This is a genomic window from Lachnoclostridium sp. An138 (assembly GCF_002160765.1).
GTDB lineage: Bacteria > Bacillota > Clostridia > Lachnospirales > Lachnospiraceae > Laedolimicola > Laedolimicola faecalis.
The window spans coordinates 148,828-168,094 of sequence record NZ_NFLF01000002.1; the positions used below are offsets into that span (position 1 = coordinate 148,828).

Sequence of the window (19,267 nt, forward strand, 5' to 3'; positions counted from 1 at the left end):
TCTTTATCCATATAATAATCCCTGCAGGATTACTTGTCAAGATCTTTTTCTTGATTTTTTTCAAAAAATAAGTACTATAGAATTATAGTGCAGAAAGGAGAACACAAACAATGCAGGAGCGCTATTCGGGGGATAAATTAGGAAATAATGTCCAGAAGATTCGAAAGCAGAAGAGAATGACGCAAAAAGAGCTGGCGGAGGCTATCGGCATCAATCTTCAAAATATGTCAAAGATCGAACGGGGTGTAAGCTCTCCTGCCTTTGACAATTTCAAAAAGATCATGGAAGTATTGAACGTAGCCCCAAATGAACTGCTGCGAGATACCTGGGAGCCGTCTGCCCACATCGAACAGTACATCATGGAGGTATTAAAAAAGGAAGAAACCTTTAACATGGAATTGGAGAAGCTTGCAGACGCTTTCCATACCCCGGAAGAGTATCAAGCTTATGTTAAGGCAAAGCTGGGCGAATACATTACCTGTCATATGGATGAGCCGCAGACAACTGTTGAAGAACTGCAGGAAATCAAAAAATTGATCCAGCGCCAGAAAGCAGACAGACTGATTCGCTGTTACACCGCCGCCCTGGCAGGAAATGTGAAACAGTCCTATGACGATACTGCCCTGATCCGTCTGGCAGAGAGCAGAATTCCGGATGTATCTCCGGAACAATAGAACCAGACAGAGATGCTGCCATGACAATCTCATTTGAAGGGAGTGGTTTTATGAGTTTAAATCAAGCCATTGTATCTGGCCAGGAACATCGCAGGCCTTATCACGGAGCAAAAGCTGTTGACTCAGCCTGCCGTAATCATGGTTCTTGCAGTTACTGCCGAAATAACCGTCTGCATCATATCTATAAAAAACAAAGTGCTATGGATTATAGGTTAAAAGAGAGGGTGCCGCAAAATCATCATCAAATTAGATGATGGTGCGACACCCTCCTTGCAAATTGCTGCTTTCACATTTTCGACAGTAAAAAGTATAGCCGCAATCAAAGAATCTATGTTCTTTTGCGGCTATACTTTTTAATGAATACTTTATGATACAAGAGTATATTTCTATTGTCCTGTGCAGGGCATCTGTCTACCCTTCCAGCATCAGAAGCAAAGCCATCTTAAAGCGGCCGTCCGCCTTTACGCTGTGAAGGCCGTTCTTTTCAAACCGGAAATTTTCCCCTTCCCGGATAGCATAGTCCCTGCCCTCATAACCGATCACTGCTTTGCCCTCCAATGCAAACAGCAAGGCGTCGCCGGGAGCTCTGTGCTCGGCGAGGGCGCAGCCCTCATCAAAGGACAGGATCATCAGCTTCGCGCTGCTTCCGGTCGCCAGATCCATGTTTGCAATGCTTCCCTTTTCGTAATCAATCAGATCCTTCAGGCAGAATACCTCTGCCGGTTTTAAAATTTCGTTCATTTTCGTCTCCTTTTCCATTAAAATTTCTGTATATACAAAGCCCGTTTCCCGGGCTTTCATTCCGCAGAGCATTCCGCCCGGAACGAACAATATCCCCCCCTTTTCCAGACAGGCCGGGCAAAAAGGCTCATTTCCCCGGGCGCAGCCTGTGGCTTTCTTCCGGACATCCTGCTCCCGGCCGCCTCCCAGCACAAAATCCGCCTGCCCTCCCGCGCCGATATAAAGAGCCGGACAATCGTACCGTTCCGGGCTTATGTCTGTATAAGACCCCAGTGAAAAGAAATGGACCTTTCCTGGCCCGCCCAGGCAGGCGTCTGTAGAGATAGTAAGCGCTGCTTTCGGCCTGTGCTCTTCTTCTATTTTAAATACTCTGGATTCCATTTACGTCACCCCCTTACCAGTTCATATGTATCCATATAATACAAATCATTGCCCTCGGGCAGAGGGGCAAAGACCTCTTTTAAATAATCCTCTTTATTATTTACGGAAGCGCTGAAAATATAATTATATCCGAGATCAAACAGGTACTCGGGGCAGAGTTCGCAGCTTGGCCCATAGATTCCCCGGATCCGGGCCTTTTTGCAGGCTTTCAGGATGTCGCGGTAAGTATCGTTCACGATTGTGCAGCCTGTCATGATCACAATATCAAGCTCGCCAAGCGTTTCTGAGGATTCCAGCGCGTTCGCCCCCAGATGCCAGCAGATTCCTTCCGGATATATCTTCGTCTCCCGCTCTCCGATCCGGGCGCTCAGGATTCCTTTCGGCCCCCGGAAATCAAAGGCGTGAAACTCCGCGCACTTTCCGTAGAAGAAATCGTTGTAAAGCCCATATCCGATAATTCCGGCTTTCTCCCCCTTCACGTTATAGGCAAAGCGCAGCCCCTCGCTCCTCTGTATTCCCCGGTCCGCCAGCCTCTCCGGCGTATTGAATGGCTTGCCAAGCAGATTGAGGAGGCTTACTGCAATTGTACGAAACTCCGGATCTCCCCAGGCAAACAGCTGCTCCAGGCAGCGTCCTGCCGTCTTCCCAATCAAGGAGCGCAGCGCACTCTCATACTGCTCCGGCGGCTTTTCCCGGCCAACCCGGAGCGCCTGTGAAAGCTGTCCCTTTGTGTCGGCCGCTGTAAGCCAGCGGTATCCCATGATAAATTCCTGCAATACCGGCATTTCCTCCTGATACCGCTGATAGTTTTCCATTGTCCTTCCGAAAACTTCTTCCAAATCCTTCATCTTAATTCTTCCTCATCCTCTGCCAGAGAAACGGGAACAATGCTTTTCACCGTTTTTCCCCTGTACTGAAATTCATTGACTGCCACACGAACCTCAAAGGAACGGGAAATATTTGTCTCATTCAAAACCTCCTCTGTAGGCCCATACATAAAGCTACCCTTATTGTCCAGCATAAACGCATAGTCCGACACGGAGAGCGCATTGGTCGGATAATGGGTGTTCATTACCGCGCAGATGCCCTCATCATGGGACAGCCTCTCTATCATGTTCAGAACCAGAATCTGATTGTGGAAGTCAAGCCCCGTCTCCGGCTCATCCAGAATCATAAGCTCCGGCTCATTAATGAGAGCCCGGGCAATCAGCACCATCTGCAGCTCCCCTCCGCTCATCTGATTGCAGTCCTTATATGCCAGCCGTGTAATCCCTGTCCGCTCCATTACAGCCTCCGCCATGCGAAGCTCCTTCGCTCCGGGCTGCTCAAAGACGCCCAGATGGGCGCTCCGCCCCAGCATCACCATTTCCAGCCCGGTAAATGAAAAGGCAAAGCCATGGGACTGGGGAATATAAGAAATCCGGGACCAGATCTGCCGGGAAGAAAGCTCTCCAATGTCCCTGCCATCCAGAAAGGAACGTCCGCTTTTCCATTTCAGAAGCCCCACCATACATTTTAAAAGCGTCGTCTTTCCAATTCCATTGGGTCCCAGAATCGCCAGAATCCTGCCCGGATTTAAAGTCAGGCTGATGTCTTTGAGAATCTCCGGCTGCTTTGGATAGCCGAAGCAGCCATTCTGTACTTCCAGTATCATCTCAGATTCCTCCCGTTCTTTTTCAGCAGCGATATAAATACGGGCGCTCCCAGAATGGCCGTGAGCACCGACAGCGGCAGCTCTATGACACTGATACTCCTGGAAAGCGTATCGATAACAATCATAAAGGCGGCTCCCAGGCTGATACTGGCCGGAATGACAAAGCGGTTGTTGCTGCCTGTCAGCATTCTCGCACAGTGTGGAATCAGAAGCCCTACCCAGCCAACCTGACCGCACATGGAAACGCAGGACGCCGTAATCATCGTCGCGGCCAGAATAAATACCAGCCTTGTCTTTTTCAGGTCGATGCCGCTTGCCCTCGCCTCATCCTCACTCAGAGACAGGATATTCAGCCGGTAGCGAAGCAGATAAATAATCAGAATGCCGATTAGAATCAACGGGGAACCGATCAGAATTTCCTTATAGGACGCACTTGTAAAGCTCCCCATCAGCCAATAGGTAATCTCCGGCAGCTCATTCATCGGATCCGCCGTATATTTCAGCAGAGAGCCCACCGCGTCAAAAAGAGAGGAAATAATGACGCCGGCCAGCACAAGAAACACGACAGACTGACTATCCTTATTCCGCGCAAGTCTGAGCGTAATCCACACGGAAGCCAGGCCGAAAATCAGGGCAATAAGCTGTGTTTCCAGAATGCTTCTGGAGATCAGGATCGCCAGAATCGCACCTACGCAGGTTCCGCTGGATACGCCCAGGATGTCCGGCGTCGCAAGGGGATTGGAAAACAGCGCCTGAAAGGTATCCCCGGCGCAGGTCAGGCCCGCGCCGATGATAACCGCCATCAGGATCCTGGGCAGACGCAGATTCACAATAATAGAATAGTTTTGGGTGCCTGTCTCTCCGCGAAAGAGAGCGCCCGCAAGCGTCCGTACCACTTCCGGCGCAGAAAGGCCCATTCTTCCGATGCACATACAGATCAGCGCCGCTGTTGCCGGCAGCAGGATCATGCAGATCACCGCCGCCGGGGTGAAATGATTGTTCCGAATCCAAAAACCATCTTTCATCGCAGCTGAAGCATCCCTTCTAATTCTTCGTCCGTTATTTCATATCCGTAGAACTCCTCATAATAGCTGCGGATCGTATCCTCAAGAGGATAATCCGCGAAGGCCTCTGGGTAAGCATTGCAGGCCAGCCAGGCCAATACCAGCGGTCCGTCTGGATTTGGTGTGAACCAGTTCCACATTCCAAGCGTCGTGTCATAGACGCGGCCGTTCTCCACAGCCTGAATGGTCGAGAAATCCGCTCCCTCTACCGTATTGTCCATAATATCCTGCACAGTCAGCTTCATAAGACCCGGGCCATTCAGAAATATGACTTCCGGATCCCAGGTATAGATCTGCTCAAAGCTTACCTGGGCAAAGCCCTGGGTTTCCTCCGCTACGTTTTGTACTCCCAGATGTTCCAGCCAGTAATATCCGAACACGCCCTGCCCGGCCACCTGAGGCACGCCATCTGAAACCTGATACAGGATCATGGAAGACGGCCTTTCCTCCTCCGGGATCTCTGCAATGCGGGCTTCCACATCCGCTACAATCTCATCTCCCCTCTCCAAAAAGCCATCCATCTTTCCGTCTTCTCCAAAAACGTCCTCCAGAAGCCGCAGCCACTCCTCATACCGCTCCAGCGGATCCGCCGGCGTTTCCGCGCCTATCGTGGCAAACCCCACCGCCGGAATGCCGCTTGCCTTCAGGACCTCTGCGTGCTCCGCATTATTGGCATTGTAAAGGATGATGTCCGGTTCCAGCTTCATGATCTCCTCGATATTCAGACCCGACTGCGCATACACAGTTTCCTCGGACTCCAAAAGCTCCGGCGCGATATTTTTCAATACGGTTTCATTAATCGTATCCTTGAATGAGCCGCAGTATCCGACGATATAAGGCGCCGAACCCTCAAAATACGCCATGTAAGTGGAAAGAATGGGGATCTGGTCAATCACGACACGGTCGATCTGATCCGGTACTTCCACCTGGTTTCCCGCATGATCCACCACGATATGTGTTCCGCTTTGCCCCTCCAGAGACGCCGTCTCCGCCATATCTGCAGTTTCTGCCGTATCTGTACTGTCCGCCGTATCCGCTGTATCCGTACTTCCTGCTGTATCCGTGCTTTCCGCCGTACTGCATGCGCCCAGAAGCAGGGCGGCAGACAGCAGAACTGCTGCACCTCTCCATCTCTTTTTCATAATATCTCCTTCCTTATAAATGATGATCTTCAGAAAAAATTCTGCAAAAAAAGTTCCATAAATTAGTTTTGTCTAACTCATGGAACAGTATAAAGCACATGCTGCAAAATTTCAGTTGCAGCCGCAACCAAAATCAGTTTTCACTGAGAATTTTTATCTCATTGCGGCAGTAATCAATCAGCCCCTCCTTCTTCATCCGCGCCATTTCCCGGGAAAGAGCGCTGCGCTCCGTCCCCAGATAATCCGCCAGTTCCTGCCGGTTCATAGCGGACAAAGTATCCGCTTCTTCCTGCCGGCTCTGTTCCAGAAAGAGCAGAAGCTTGTCCCGGATAGATTTCTGGCTCATCACATGGATTCTCCTGCCCTGAGCCAGATTTGCGGCCGCGGTCTGTTTCAGCAGGTTCGCCGTCACCAGAGACGCGTACCGGCAGCCCATCGCCTCCCGCCGCAGCAGCTTTGAGAGCTTCAGGAACAGGATCTTCGTCCTTTTTCGCGCCACCACTGTGACCTGAGATGGCTGATTCTGCAGACAGGAATGGGAGCAGCCAAAAGATTCCGGAGGAACCGCCAGACGGATGCTGGACTCCTCTCCATCGCTTCCGGGCGCGATCAGCGCCACCTTTCCCTCCAGGACAATGCCTGCCCAAACGATCCTGTCCCCGTAATGATTGATAATCTCTCCCTTTCCGCCCATGCTCACATAAGCCTCCAGGCAGTGCAGAATATGCCTCATACCCTCCGCATCCACAGATTCAAACAGAGGGGAGCGCTGCAGCAGCTCAAAGTATTCCTCCATGCCGTCTCCTCCTTCGCCGCAATAATTAGTTATAGCTAATCTATAGCATGTTTTCTGTGCTATGTCAACCAGAGGATTCATCGATTCTATGATCTGCAGGGAATCCCATATTTTCCGGAAAAGGGATTGACAGAATCTCAAAACAGGAATATAATCAAAACATCGTTATGAAACACTGTTATGAATAATATAATTATAAAGGAGTTATCAGATTGGCAAAGCAAATTGAGGGCGTCTATGAGGCGGTTCTGGAATGTGCAAAAAAGGAATTTCTGCAGAAGGGCTACAAGGATGCATCTCTGCGTACCATCGCCCAGGAGGCAGGCACCAGCACCGGATCTATCTATACAAGATTTCAGGATAAGGAAGGCCTCTTTTCCGCCGTTGTCTCTCCGGCCGCAGACGGACTTATGGAACTGTTTTTAAAGATACAGGAGAATTTTCATCAGTTTGATGAGGAAACGCAGCAAGCGGAAATGGGCCAGTATACCTCTCTCCACCAGATGGAAATGCTGGACTATATTTATGACCATTTTGAAGAATTTCAGATTCTTCTGGACGGCGCCGGCGGCACCCGCTTTTCTTCCTTTCTGGATCAACTGGTGAATATCGAGGTGGATTATACTTATAAATACATGGAAGTCATTGGCTGTGAAAGCGTCAAATCCGGCCTGGTGACGGAAGAATTTATTCATATCGTCGTGACCGCCTACTTTAACGGAATGTTCGAGGTAGTCCGCCATCATATGCCCAAAGCGGACGCCGTAAAATATCTCCAGCTTCTGAACCGGTATCATATGCAGGGCTTTACTACTATTTTTGACGCAGCCGAAGTCTGACAGAATCATAGCAGGATAATCTGGCTGTTCCTGTCCGGATCCGCGGGTACAGCCATTTTATATAAACGCAAGTTAGTTTTTTCTAACCAAGAAGGAGGAATCCATATGCAGAAACAAAGTCCCCTGCTCCGTCTTTGGGAGCTGGGAGAAAAGGAACATGGCGGCCTGATCCGGGCGATTCTCTCTGCTTCGGCAGGCGTGCTCTGCGGTATTCTGCCCTATGTGGCAGCCGCGCAGATTATCATCGGACTGCTTAGGGGGAACCCGGATACGTCATACTATCTGGGCTGGTGCCTGGCCGCGCTGATCGGTTTTACTTTAAGGGCCGTTCTCTACGCTCTCGCTCTTTCCATGTCTCATGAGGCCACTTTTTCTATCCTGAAAGAGATACGGGAGCAGATTCTGAACAAGCTGCCTAAACTGCCCCTGGGAACTGTCATGGATATGTCCAGCGGCCAGATGAAACAGATCATCGTAGACCAGGTGGAAAGCATGGAACGGCCCCTCGCCCATCTTCTGCCGGAGATGACAGCCAACCTGCTGGCTCCGGCAAGCATCCTGATCTACCTTTTTATCCTGGACTGGCGGATGGCCCTGCTTTCCCTGGTATCAATCCCCGTGGGCATGGCTTTTATGATGGCAGTGATGAAGAACTACGGAAAACAGTATGAGGGCTCTGTGAAAGTCACCCAGGCCATGAATTCTACCATTGTGGAATATATCGGAGGAATCGAAGTCATCAAGGCCTTCAACCAGGGAAAAAACTCGTATGCCAGATTTTCAGAACGTGTAAAGGCGAACGCCTCTTATTTTTACCACTGGATGAAAAGCTGCCAGCTTCCGGTTTCCATTTCCCGCGCTCTTGCTCCCACAACGCTGATTACGGTTCTCCCGGCCGGGTGGCTGATGTACCGGGCCGGAAGCCTGCCGGCAGAGACTTTCATTACGGCCACAATCCTTTCCCTGGGTATTGCAGGGCCGCTGCTGGCCGCCATGGATTTTGTGGACAGTCTGGCAAAGGTAGGCACCATTGTGGGGGAAGTCGATTCCATCTTAAGCAGCGAGGAGCAGCAGCACTCCACCAAGGCAGTCCGCCTGGATTCCATGGACATTCGTGTATCCAATGTTTCTTTTGGCTACCATGCGGAGCAGGAGATCCTGCATAACGTAAGCCTTGAGATTCCAGAGGGAAGCATGGCCGCATTTGTAGGCCCCTCCGGCAGCGGCAAATCGACAATCGCCAAGCTGATCGCAGGCTTCTGGGACGTCAGCCAGGGAACCATTACCCTCGGCGGACATAACCTGAAGGAAATTCCGCTTACTCAGCTCTACGATCAGGCAGCGTTCGTCTCCCAGGATAATTTTCTGTTTGATGAAACCGTGCGGGAAAATATCCGGATGGGCAGACCTTCCGCCACAGACGCCGAAGTGGAAGCAGCCGCAAAAGCAGCCGGCTGCGACGATTTTATCCGCGCTCTGGAGCAGGGATACGATACCCTGGCCGGCGGCGGAGGCGCGCATCTGTCCGGCGGAGAACGCCAGCGGATCGCCATTGCCCGCGCCATGCTGAAGGACGCTCCTATCGTCATCCTGGACGAGGCCACCGCATACATCGATCCTGAAAATGAAGCGGTCATCCAGCGGGCGGTCGCCAAGCTGGTAAAAGGGAAAACCGTCCTTGTGATTGCCCACCGCCTTTCCACGATCACGGATGCGGACCGGATTTTCGTCATTGAAAACGGCCGGGTAGCCGGAGAAGGCACACACAGGGAGCTTTTGGAAACCAATTCACTTTATCAGGAGATGTGGAAGGCCCACATCGGCGCAAAGGATGGTGATGCCACATGATCGAAGTATTGCGTAAAATCTGGCAGTTTGCTGGAGAAGAACGGAAAAATATCAATAAATCTATCTTCTGGGGCTTTTTCTATGCAGTTTTTCATATGCTTCAGGTTGGCGCCATCTATTACATACTGCTGGCGCTTACCGACGGGACGGATACAAGCCGGCCCGCCTGGACCGCGCTTGGACTGCTCCTCGCAAGCATTGCCGGCCGGGCTGTAATCAACCGGTTTACCCAGCTCCAGCAGACGCACGCCGGATATTTTATGGTAGCCAACCGCCGTATTGCCATCGGCGATAAATTAAAACGGATTCCCATGGGATATTTTAACGATACCAGTCTGGGCGAAATCACAGGCGTCGCCACCACCGTGCTGGATGTGGTCGAAACCATGGGGCCTGTGGTGCTGGTGAATATCTTAGGCGGCCTAATCAACTCCGCCGTGTTCGTACTGTGCGTCCTCTCCTTTGACTGGCGGATTGGGCTGCTGACGCTTGCCGGAATGTTCCTTTATCTCTGGATCACTTCCATTATGGAGAAAAGATCCGCCGGAGTAATCCCGCACCGCCAGGAATCCGAAGCCAGGCTGGTGGACGCAGTTCTGGAGCAGATTCAGGGGATGAGCGTCATCAAATCCTTTAATCTCACCGGAAAGGGGGATCGGAGGATACAGGAAGCGCTGGAATACAACCGGAAAAGCAATCTGGATATTGAAAGGACCTTTACGCCATATATGATTGCCCAGGAGCTGAGCCTGCATCTCTTTTCCGTCCTTATCATGGGAGCCGCCGTACTGTTTTCTCTGAGCGGAACGATGAGCCTGCCGGACGCCCTGATGACCGTCGTCATCTCCTTTATGGTATTCTCCCAGATTCAGTCCACCGGAAGCGCCATGTCAACGCTGCGGGTGGTAGGCAGCTCCATCGACCATGCGGAGCAGATCAATGAGCTTCCGGAAATGGACGAAAAGGGAAGGGAAATCCACCCGCAAAGCCATGATATTTCCTTCCGGCACGTGGATTTTTCCTATGAAAAGAAAGCTATTTTACAGGATGTTTCCCTTACCATTCCGGATAAGACCACCACAGCCATCGTCGGCCCCAGCGGTTCCGGCAAAACAACCCTGTGCAATCTGATCGCCCGGTTCTGGGATGTGGACGGCGGAGCCATTCAAATCGGCGGAGCCAACGTCCGGGATTATACTCTGGAATCCCTTATGGACCAGATCAGCATGGTATTTCAGCGGGTATACCTCTTTGCAGATACCATTGAGAATAATATTAAATTCGGCTGCCCGGGCGCATCACACGAAGAGGTGGTCGCCGCCGCCAAAAAGGCCTGCTGCCACGAATTTATATCCGCCCTTCCGGATGGCTATGATACTGTCGTCGGCGAAGGCGGCGCCAGCCTGTCCGGCGGAGAAAAGCAGCGGATTTCCATTGCCAGAGCGATCCTGAAGGACGCGCCCATCATCATTTTCGACGAGGCCACCGCCAATGTGGATCCCGAAAACGAAGATAAGCTGCAGAAGGCTATGGAAGCGCTGATGAAAGACAAGACGATTCTGATGATCGCCCACCGTCTCAAAACCGTGGAGAAGGCAGACCAGATCCTTGTACTGGACAAAGGAAAGATCGTGCAGAAGGGAACCCATCAGGAGCTGGCAGGAAAGCCGGGACTGTATGCGGATTTCCTGAACGCCCGCCGGGAAGCCGCCGGCTGGAAGCTGACGTAAACAAAAATGGCGAAAGCAAAGCTGCAATCGTTAAAGAATTGCAGCTTTGCTTTCTTTCTGGCTTTTTTGAGAATTTACACAGCCCAGCCAAGGCTCTCCTGCTGAATATGGAACAGCTTATGATACAGACCGTTCTTCTTCATCAGCTCATCGTGGGTTCCATGCTCTACCAGCCGGCCATTGTCAAGAACAAGGATCTGGTCCGCATCCACAACTGTACGGAGGCGGTGAGCGATCATAATAACCGTCTTACCTTCCACCAGTCTGGCAATCGCCTTTTGCACCAGGACTTCATTCTCCGGGTCGAGGGATGCTGTGGCCTCGTCAAGCAGAATGATGGGAGCGTTTTTCAGCAAGGCGCGGGCAATGGAAATACGCTGGCGCTCACCGCCGGAAAGAGTGCTGCCGTTTTCACCGAGGATCGTCTGATACCCGTCCGGCATTTCCCGGACAAATTCATCACAATAGGCTGCTTTGGCAGCAGCAATCACCTGATCGTCCGTTGCGTTTGGATTGCCAAGACGGATATTGTTCATAACCGTATCATTGAACAGCGTCACATCCTGGAACACGAAGGACATATAAGACATGAGGCTTTCCGGCTCCATACTCTTGATGTCTTTTCCGCCCACGGTGATCCTGCCCTTCTGGACATCCCAAAACCGGGCAATCAGTTTGGAAATCGTGCTTTTACCGGAACCGGACGGGCCAACGAGGGCAGTCACGCTCCCCTGGGGGATTTTGCAGGAAACATCTTTGATGACATCTTCCTGATTGTAGGCAAAGGTCACATGGGAAAGCTCAATATCACAGTTCGGGACCGTTTTCCCTTCACCGTCCATTGCAGGAGTTGTGAGCAGGGTACGCATACGGCTTGTGACCACATTCAAATTCAGCAACGAGGACAGATTTGCCAGGATTGACAGGATCGGGCCGTAAATCCGTGTTACCATCAACAGGAACATAAGCAGCGGAAGAAGCTCGATCTGCCCATTCGTCAAGAGGATAGCACCGACAAAGATTGTGATACCAACGCCTGCCTGCAAAATCATACTGGCACTGGACATGAACACACCGACAGCCATTTCTACCTTGATGGCGATTTTTTTCATGGCAAGCAGAGCCTTATCCAACGCACTGAAATGAGAGCCGGACAGCCCGCAGGACTTGATGATCTTCATGCCTTCCAGGTATTCCTGTACCTGGTCAGAGGCAGCCAGCTTTGCGTCAACCTGCTTTTCAAACAGTTTCTTTTGATGGTTTCGGCTAAGCCCAATAATGAGGAAGGCAATCGGAACCGTGATGAATACGCACAGAGCAAGCCGCCAGTCAAAGAATGCCAGCAGGATGCAGGTCAGGGTCACCGTGATGCCGTTTGCAATCAGCGGAGGAATCGTGCTGCTGAGCAGGGAATCCATGCTGCTGCAATCTGCCATCATATTCGTGGTCAGTTCGGAAAGGTCCTTGGTGTTAAAGAAATTCATAGGGAGTTTCCGAAGATGCTCCGCAATCCGCAGCCGGGTTGTGTTCGACTCCTTATACGAGGCAATGTAGGTTTTGCGGTAATCATTTTTGGCGGCCAGAAATACCAGGATGGCCGAAACAATACCTGCGCCCCACAGCATCCAGATATGGTTCCACTGGATGGAGCCGCCACTGACAAAGGGCGTCAGAATTTCACTGAAGATCATAACAGTTACACAGAACGGCAGAAGCATAGCGAGGTTCGTCAATGTGCAGGCGAAGATTGCTTTTTTCAGATCTGCGTAACCCTTGTCTGATAAAAAGAGAGCTTTTTGTAATCTGCTCATAGTTACACCGCCTTTCCGCTGATTTTCCAGCCAATCGCTTCTGTATAGTGGTTCCACATCTGTGCATAGCGTCCGCCTGCGGCCACCAGCTCGTCATGTTTTCCTTCTTCGACCAGGTGTCCTTTCTCCATGACGATGATCTTATCCGCATTGCGGATTGTAGAGAGGCGGTGTGCAATAATAATAACTGTCTTACCCCGCATCAGCTTTTCAAAGGCTTTCTGGATCAGATATTCATTCTCCGGGTCGCTGAACGCCGTTGCCTCATCCAGCACAATGATAGGCGAGTCTTTGATAATGGCCCGCGCAATGGCAATTCGCTGGCGCTCGCCGCCAGAGAGATGGATGCCTTTGGAGCCGACCACCGTATGATACCCGTCCGGCAGTTTGGAAATGAACTCGTGGCACTGCGCCGCTTTCGCCGCCGCAATCACCTGTTCCTCACTGGCCGAAGGGCTGCCCATACGGATATTATCCAAAATGTTCTGCTTGAACAGGAAAATATCCTGGAACACAAAGCTGACATGGTGCATCAGGTCATCCTCCGCCATATCGCGCACATCTACGCCGCCGATGGTAATGCTGCCGGAAGATACATCCCAAAACCGGGAAATCAGATTGGCAATCGTACTCTTGCCACCGCCGGACGGACCAACAATGGCCGTGATTTGACCCTTCTTTGCAACAAAAGAAACATCCTCCAGTGCCTTTTCGTGTGTATCTCCCGTGTAGGAAAAGCTGACATTCTTGAAAGCAACATCATCATTGGTGGGTTTCTTTGGATGGCTCGTTTCTGGCATTTCAGGAATATTTAGAATTTCATCCATACGCGCCACATTCCCATCAATCTGCATGAACGACTCGGAGATATACATGATCTTGTTCAGTACGCCGGAAATTGCGGGTACAAAGAGCAGATAGAAAATGAAGGTCATGGCAAACCCGGCAAAATCATCTGACCTGGAGCCGATGAAAATTCCGACAGGTACAAGGATCAGATAAACATTATTGATGATTGTGGTGAAGGCGGGCATACAGTTCTGCCAGCCCAGGGAAAATTTCAGGACCCACTCTGTATATCCGGTAATCGCTTCTTTGAGCTTTTTGAAAGAGGATGCCGTCTGGTTGAATGCCTTCACAACCGACATTCCACGAACATACTCCACAGAAGCGTTGTTCATTTCCTCCAGGGCTTTTTGATACCTGCCCATGTTCTCTTTCATCTCGCCGCTGCCAAAGCCAATAAACTCCGCAACAAACGCCAGAACGATACCGACCAGAGAGGCAAGCCCGAACCGCCAATCAACAACCAGTAAAATAATGACCATGACGATGGGGGCCGTGACAGACGCCACGAAATCCGGGAACTGATGGGCAATGAACCCTTCCACGCTCTCGATATTCTCATCCATGATTTTACGCAGGCGGCCGCTGCCAATCGTCAGATGATACCCCAGCGGGATTTTTGTAATATGATCTGCAAAAAGAACTTTTAACTCGTACAGTGTTCCGAAAGCTGCCATGTGAGAGCTGAAAATAGCCAGAAAATACAGCAGGATATTCGCCACAATTCCGGCCAGTGCCAGCCAGCCATAATTCATGACCATTCCCATATCTAGTTGGTCAAGGTTCGGAAAAACACCGATAATCGAGCGGATCATAAAATAGACCGCTATGTACGGGATGAACGAAGCAATGGCCGCCAGTGACGAAAGAGCCGCAGCTAAAAAGACAAGGCCCTTTCTGTCAGAAGCCAATTCCATGCATCGTGCCAAACCCGTTTTTGGTTTTGCCTGTTTCGACTTTGCGTTTGACATAGCATGAACCCTCCTTAAAAGATAAAATGGCGAGGTTAGTATTTTCTAACCTCGCCATGCATTTTATCAGTCTTTGAAGCAGTCTGCTACTCCATGCCTTTGTGACAGGAGCAAAAATAGCCCATTCTTCCTACCTGTTTTTCCTATAGTCCTTCGGGAGTATCCCATATACAGATTGAAAGGCTTTGGCAAACTTACTTGCATTGCTGTAGCCCAGTTCCAAAGCGATGTCTCCGATTTTCATCTGACCTTCTGACAGCCACTGAGCGGCCAGATTCATTTTATACTTTTTCAGGTGGGCATAGGGGGTGTCTCCATAGATATGAGAAAACACCATATGGAACGCAGAAAGATTCAAGTGCGCCTCTTTCGCTAATTGTTCCACAGATACTTTTTCATCCAAATGCGAAATCAGATACTCCCGGATCGCTTTTGCGGCTTGTATCTGCTTCTTGTCAAAATATTGGAAGCCGCACCCGCCAGGCTGCGCCAGCTGCTCAATATGGTACAGCAATTCCATTGCCTTTATCTTAAAATATCCCACAGGCTCTGTCTCGGAAGCTGTATACATCTCTGAAAAAAGCTGCTGCAGCTGGGGTGTGGCAGCACTGACATACCATTTTGTTTCAATGCCCAAAGCGGAGCCTATTTTATCCAGATCAATCGGAATTTCCCGCATTATTTGCCGCGTTATATCGGACAGCACCTGCCGGTCTATCACCAGGCTGACGCCATAATATTTTTTCAGCGGGAAGGAAAAAGAAACTGGTAAATGCTCTGTTCCTGCCACACCAAAGCAGCCCTCTGGCAGATAAGATACGGTATGATTTGAGAACTCACACTCATACCGCCCAGACCTGCAGTGTGTAATCTGGATTATATCGGAATTAAACTTCTTAGATTTCATCTCCTCATCCGTTTCAAAATCCAGAAAGCAGAGCTGTATCCCCTCAAACAGCTTGAAGTTTTTGACAATACCACGGCCTGTGCAGCCATAATCAATCACAACACACTCCGAATCTTGTGATAAAACCTTCGCCTGCGCACCATACCAATCCCGATTAAAAATCACATCCTGCATTACTTCCGCCTCCGAAAAGTTAGCTATAACTTACTTTATTTTCTTTCCAGATACACAGAACATAAATTTATTCTTTGCAACTCTGACATCCTGGAAGCCGACAGCCTCCATGACCTGTTTTATTTCATCCGGTGTATATGGTTTCATTCCCGGTATTATCTTTTCCCAATGCTTTTCGGGATCTCCAGGGTCATTGACCACCACGAATTTTCCGTCCGCTTTAAGTATCCTTTTTACTTCCGCAAAGCATTTCTCCAGGTCTTCCCAGAAATACACGGTTTCAAAAGCCGTAGCAAGCTGGATGGAATTGCCCTTTAATGGAAGGTTGTCTGCGCTCCCAAGAAGCACTTCACATCTTTTCCCGATATCCCTTTTATTCGTCTTTTTTGACTTCTCAACGCTGGTGCTGGAAATATCTATCCCGTAAACAAAACCATCCCTGGAGCGCTCTAATAATCTTCGAATATTAAATCCTCCGCCGCAGCCGATATCAACCAGCTTTCCGTCATCCGGAACCTCAAATTGTGTAAATGCCCATTTGGACAATGGACTGTGCCCCATATTCATACCGGAAAGCATGAGGCTTCCTATAAAACCCTGCGGATTGCCGAAATTGTCTTTGAATGCCATTTTATTTCTCCCTTCTTCACCAGATTTGCAGCCAATGCGCTTTTCACTACTGTTTTCGCAGCTTGGATTGCTGTTCGCATTTTCTTTCTTTCTCCCATTTAGAGCCCTTTTTGCATACATAAAAATCACACATTTCTGCGCCCTCTGCAAGTGTGCCTGTCCGGTACAATACGCCGCCCATGAGATCTACAGAAATAAAATCCATGGCACACATGCATGGTATCAGTTCTTCCAAATGCTCCTGTTTCCCAAGCGCACACAATCCGCACCTGTGATAGTTGGTAATGTATTCGTCTGCATCCCTTCCGGGAATCGTCTCCGTCATCCAGTTGAATTCGCTGTCGGATATAGCATTTGCAATCCTGTCCTTCTCCACTTTCTTTTTTTGATATTCCATATCAAATGGATTTTTATTCCCGAAAGCTTTTTTAATGAGCGGCGCCTGCATTGTGGCCGTCACCATTTCCCCGAACTGCTTATGGCTCATCGCTCCATCCATTGCCTTATAAACTGCCAGCCAGACAATCCCCCCGGAAAGACAGATTCGCAGAGGGTTTTTCGTAAAACCGCCTATATCGGGCGTCCTTGCCAGCATATCTTTAAAGTTTTTACGTGATTTCTTCTTCACCCTGGAAATTTCCGTATTTTTGCAATGAGCTGCGATATATTTGAAAACAGCAGGCGTCATCGCTGACCACATCAGCTTTTCACAGATGGTGCTTTTCATATCCATGCTCCTTTAAAAATTAGTAATAACTAACTAATATTATATCAAGAGACAGCCAGGACTGCAATTCATTTTTTATCTGCCAACACTTTTTCATCCTCTGATTATTGCAAGCTAAACACTTAACTTCCAATTTGCAGAAGCCGTCCCTCTGGAGAATAAGAATGGTTTCCAGATAGTTTTCTCCGGACACATAAAGTTTCACAGTACTTCCCCTTTATTCTGCAGACTCCAGAGACAGAATATCGAAGAAGCAAGGTGTACCTGTAAAGGTATAGCCTGTAATCTTATCTGTGTTGTAAACCAGCATATCCTTTTGGTATGTAAGCGGAATATCAAGCACATTACCTACATCATAGTCGTGCCCCAGGCGGCTCATGCCTTTGATAGCAATGACCTCCACTCGTCCGGCCTCGACTTCCTCCACCATCGCGGCTCAAACGCTCATACAGAGGGGTGATTTTCTCGTTTCTCATGGCTGTACCTGAAATGAAAATGCTCTAAGTGACTGCTTCACTAACCATGACAAAAACCATGATTAAGAAGTCACTTAGAGCATATATCTCCTTAATCACGGTGTCACATTCTATAAGCTCAATCAACCTTTTCCACTCAAGTCCTTAAGGATGTATTCTCATAACCATCAAGCAGAAACTTTTTTTGCCTGGACGAGTTTACTTTCCCCGGCGCATGAGATATAATATAAACAGAGATAAAGAAAACTTGAGTTCTAAAGAATAGAAAGGGTGACTTGTATGAATTTGGCGAAAATCTCTGCAAACGGTCAAATCACTGTGCCGGTGGAAATCAGGCGGCAGCTTGGTCTGAAATCCGGCGATAAAATCCTGTTCATTCAAAATCAGAATGGGGAGATCGTTGTCAGCAATGCCTCCGCTGCGGCCATCCGAAAAGCGCAGACGGCCTTTGCCGGAGCCGCCGAAGCAATGGGTGTATCCAGTGAAGATGATATTCAGGCACTCGTAGACGAAGTGCGTCACGGAAAGGGACGGTAAAATGCGGATATTGGTAGATACAAACATTCTGTTTTCCGCATTGGTTTTTCCCCGTTCCAAACCTGCGCAGGCTTTGCTCTACATCGCAGATAATCACGAAATCGTCTTGTGTGACCGCAATATTGCGGAGCTGCGGGATATTCTCGGACGGAAAGCGCCAAAGTATCTCCCAGATGCGGAAGTACTGCTGGCAGAGATGTCCTATGAGTTAATTCCTGCGGTAGACCATGCAGAAAAGCTGATACGCGATGCAAAAGATCAGCCGATTTTAAATGCAGCTATTGTGTCGGATGTGGATGTTATTCTCACAGGGGACAAAGATTTTTTAAGTCTGGATATGGAGCATCCAAAGTGCATGACTGTAGCAAAATTTCTTGAAAGTGAAGGCGTAGAGAATTAACCTCTGCGCCTTTTCTCTTGGCATGGATCGGATAGGTGGCTCTATATCCCCTTTATCAAGGTGCAAGTTCTATAATCTCAATCAACCTTTTCCATTTAGCATTTCTCAAGGATTTGTATCAATGTAATTCCTTTCAATGTCTTCTCCAGCATTTTCTCTATCTTCCGATATTCCTCTCCCAGAGCAAGCATCTCCTGCGCTATTTCAGCTGCTGGCCTTCCACAGATTTCTCCAGTCCGCACTGCTCCCTCCATACTCAAAATAATATCATACAGGCTGATCTCATCTGGAGCTTTATCCAATTTTAATCCTCCAGACGGACCATGGGCGGCCCGGATAAACCCGGCCGCCCTTAGCTTCGCGCTGATCTGGAGCAGATAACGATGCGACACCCCTATGGCTGCTGCCAGCTTCGAGGAGGATACGGTCTTTCCATCCTTAGCCAGATACAGCAACATCTGTATGGCATAGTCTGTAGAACGGTTCAACTGCATTGACACTCTCCTCCTCTGCTTTTCTTATAGTCCATTGCTTTCACTTTCACTTTGGTATTTTTCTTTCAGCCGGCGGAAGGTTTCATCACTGATCACATGCTCGATACGGCAGGCATCTGCCTCTGCAGTTTTGGGATCAACGCCGGCCTCTATCAAACGATCTGTGAAAAAGCGGTGTCGTTCATAAATCTTTCCGGCAATCTCTTTTCCTACTTCCGTCAGATGCAGAAAATGATTTTCATCCATAATAAGTAAGCCGCCCTCCTGCAGGACTGCTACAGCATGACACACGCTGGGCTTGGATACTCCAAGTTGCCGGGCCACGTCCACGGAGCGCACCATACCCATTTTCTTATGAAGAACCAGAATAGCCTCCAAATAGTCTTCTCCGGACGCATGAATCTTCATATCACAGCGCTCCTTCC

Annotated in this window: 20 protein-coding genes; 6 read left to right on the forward strand and 14 right to left on the reverse strand. The window is 49.4% G+C overall.

Going from position 1 to position 19,267, the window contains the following annotated elements:
• Window positions 1–110 precede the first annotated feature (110 nt).
• The gene (locus tag B5E82_RS02415) at window positions 111–674 is read left to right on the forward strand and encodes a helix-turn-helix domain-containing protein (RefSeq protein WP_087305812.1); all 564 of its coding nucleotides are present in this window, start codon (window positions 111–113) and stop codon (window positions 672–674) included.
• A 411-nt stretch (window positions 675–1,085) separates the two neighbouring features.
• On the opposite strand, the gene B5E82_RS02425 is transcribed toward B5E82_RS02415, so the two are convergent.
• The 6 genes from B5E82_RS02425 to B5E82_RS02450 all read right to left on the reverse strand — a co-directional run bounded on the left by B5E82_RS02425 (window position 1,086) and on the right by B5E82_RS02450 (window position 6,452).
• Window positions 1,086–1,796 carry a cupin domain-containing protein gene (locus B5E82_RS02425; protein WP_087305813.1) on the reverse strand — a complete coding sequence of 237 codons (711 nt, stop codon included), beginning with the start codon at window positions 1,794–1,796 and terminating at the stop codon, window positions 1,086–1,088.
• 5 nt (window positions 1,797–1,801) lie between these two features.
• Entirely contained in the window at window positions 1,802–2,644 is an 843-nt protein-coding gene (locus tag B5E82_RS02430; RefSeq protein WP_087305814.1) for a Rossmann-like domain-containing protein, read from the reverse strand.
• On the reverse strand, window positions 2,641–3,450 hold the full coding sequence (locus B5E82_RS02435; protein WP_087305815.1) for an ABC transporter ATP-binding protein: 810 nt from the start codon (window positions 3,448–3,450) through the stop codon (window positions 2,641–2,643). Before B5E82_RS02435 ends, B5E82_RS02430 begins: the two co-directional genes overlap by 4 nt.
• Window positions 3,447–4,475 carry a FecCD family ABC transporter permease gene (locus B5E82_RS02440; RefSeq protein WP_087305816.1) on the reverse strand — a complete coding sequence of 343 codons (1,029 nt, stop codon included), beginning with the start codon at window positions 4,473–4,475 and terminating at the stop codon, window positions 3,447–3,449. Before B5E82_RS02440 ends, B5E82_RS02435 begins: the two co-directional genes overlap by 4 nt.
• Window positions 4,472–5,656 (reverse strand): ABC transporter substrate-binding protein, encoded by a 1,185-nt coding sequence (locus B5E82_RS02445; protein WP_087305817.1) that lies wholly within the window; start codon window positions 5,654–5,656, stop codon window positions 4,472–4,474. Before B5E82_RS02445 ends, B5E82_RS02440 begins: the two co-directional genes overlap by 4 nt.
• 133 nt (window positions 5,657–5,789) lie before the next feature.
• Complete coding sequence (locus tag B5E82_RS02450; protein ID WP_162610684.1) at window positions 5,790–6,452, reverse strand: Crp/Fnr family transcriptional regulator; 663 nt, start codon at window positions 6,450–6,452, stop codon at window positions 5,790–5,792.
• A gap of 212 nt (window positions 6,453–6,664) precedes the next feature.
• Here B5E82_RS02450 and B5E82_RS02455 point away from each other — a divergent pair, with 212 nt between their 5' ends.
• The 3 genes from B5E82_RS02455 (at window position 6,665) to B5E82_RS02465 (ending at window position 10,869) form a co-directional block, all read left to right on the forward strand.
• On the forward strand, window positions 6,665–7,291 hold the full coding sequence (locus B5E82_RS02455) for a TetR/AcrR family transcriptional regulator (protein ID WP_087305819.1): 627 nt from the start codon (window positions 6,665–6,667) through the stop codon (window positions 7,289–7,291).
• Between the two features lie 105 nt (window positions 7,292–7,396).
• Window positions 7,397–9,139 (forward strand): ABC transporter ATP-binding protein, encoded by a 1,743-nt coding sequence (locus B5E82_RS02460; protein WP_087305820.1) that lies wholly within the window; start codon window positions 7,397–7,399, stop codon window positions 9,137–9,139.
• Window positions 9,136–10,869 (forward strand): ABC transporter ATP-binding protein, encoded by a 1,734-nt coding sequence (locus tag B5E82_RS02465; protein WP_087305821.1) that lies wholly within the window; start codon window positions 9,136–9,138, stop codon window positions 10,867–10,869. Before B5E82_RS02460 ends, B5E82_RS02465 begins: the two co-directional genes overlap by 4 nt.
• Before the next feature lie 74 nt (window positions 10,870–10,943).
• On the opposite strand, the gene B5E82_RS02470 is transcribed toward B5E82_RS02465, so the two are convergent.
• The 6 genes from B5E82_RS02470 to B5E82_RS18060 form a co-directional block, all read right to left on the reverse strand.
• Entirely contained in the window at window positions 10,944–12,680 is a 1,737-nt protein-coding gene (locus B5E82_RS02470; protein WP_087305822.1) for an ABC transporter ATP-binding protein, read from the reverse strand.
• Window positions 12,681–12,682: 2 nt separating this feature from the next.
• On the reverse strand, window positions 12,683–14,497 hold the full coding sequence (locus tag B5E82_RS02475; RefSeq protein WP_087305823.1) for an ABC transporter ATP-binding protein: 1,815 nt from the start codon (window positions 14,495–14,497) through the stop codon (window positions 12,683–12,685).
• Between the two features lie 130 nt (window positions 14,498–14,627).
• Entirely contained in the window at window positions 14,628–15,578 is a 951-nt protein-coding gene (locus B5E82_RS02480) for a helix-turn-helix domain-containing protein (protein WP_087305824.1), read from the reverse strand.
• Between the two features lie 30 nt (window positions 15,579–15,608).
• Entirely contained in the window at window positions 15,609–16,208 is a 600-nt protein-coding gene (locus tag B5E82_RS02485) for a class I SAM-dependent methyltransferase (protein WP_162610685.1), read from the reverse strand.
• Between the two features lie 46 nt (window positions 16,209–16,254).
• The gene (locus B5E82_RS02490) at window positions 16,255–16,935 is read right to left on the reverse strand and encodes an L-2-amino-thiazoline-4-carboxylic acid hydrolase (protein WP_087305826.1); all 681 of its coding nucleotides are present in this window, start codon (window positions 16,933–16,935) and stop codon (window positions 16,255–16,257) included.
• 217 nt (window positions 16,936–17,152) lie between these two features.
• On the reverse strand, window positions 17,153–17,365 hold the full coding sequence (locus B5E82_RS18060) for a hypothetical protein (RefSeq protein ID WP_087305827.1): 213 nt from the start codon (window positions 17,363–17,365) through the stop codon (window positions 17,153–17,155).
• Window positions 17,366–17,690: 325 nt separating this feature from the next.
• On the opposite strand from B5E82_RS18060, the gene B5E82_RS02500 reads away from it, so the two are divergent.
• Together B5E82_RS02500 and B5E82_RS02505 are read left to right on the forward strand one after the other, a co-directional pair.
• The gene (locus B5E82_RS02500) at window positions 17,691–17,948 is read left to right on the forward strand and encodes an AbrB/MazE/SpoVT family DNA-binding domain-containing protein (RefSeq protein ID WP_087305828.1); all 258 of its coding nucleotides are present in this window, start codon (window positions 17,691–17,693) and stop codon (window positions 17,946–17,948) included.
• A 1-nt stretch (window position 17,949) separates the two neighbouring features.
• A complete protein-coding gene (locus tag B5E82_RS02505) occupies window positions 17,950–18,348 on the forward strand; it encodes a putative toxin-antitoxin system toxin component, PIN family (RefSeq protein WP_087305829.1) in 399 nt (132 codons plus the stop codon).
• A gap of 95 nt (window positions 18,349–18,443) precedes the next feature.
• Here B5E82_RS02505 and B5E82_RS02510 read toward each other — a convergent pair whose 3' ends face one another.
• Window positions 18,444–18,842 carry an RrF2 family transcriptional regulator gene (locus B5E82_RS02510; RefSeq protein WP_087305830.1) on the reverse strand — a complete coding sequence of 133 codons (399 nt, stop codon included), beginning with the start codon at window positions 18,840–18,842 and terminating at the stop codon, window positions 18,444–18,446.
• 24 nt (window positions 18,843–18,866) lie between these two features.
• On the reverse strand, window positions 18,867–19,250 hold the full coding sequence (locus B5E82_RS02515; protein ID WP_087305831.1) for a metal-dependent transcriptional regulator: 384 nt from the start codon (window positions 19,248–19,250) through the stop codon (window positions 18,867–18,869).
• Window positions 19,251–19,267: the final 17 nt, after the last annotated feature.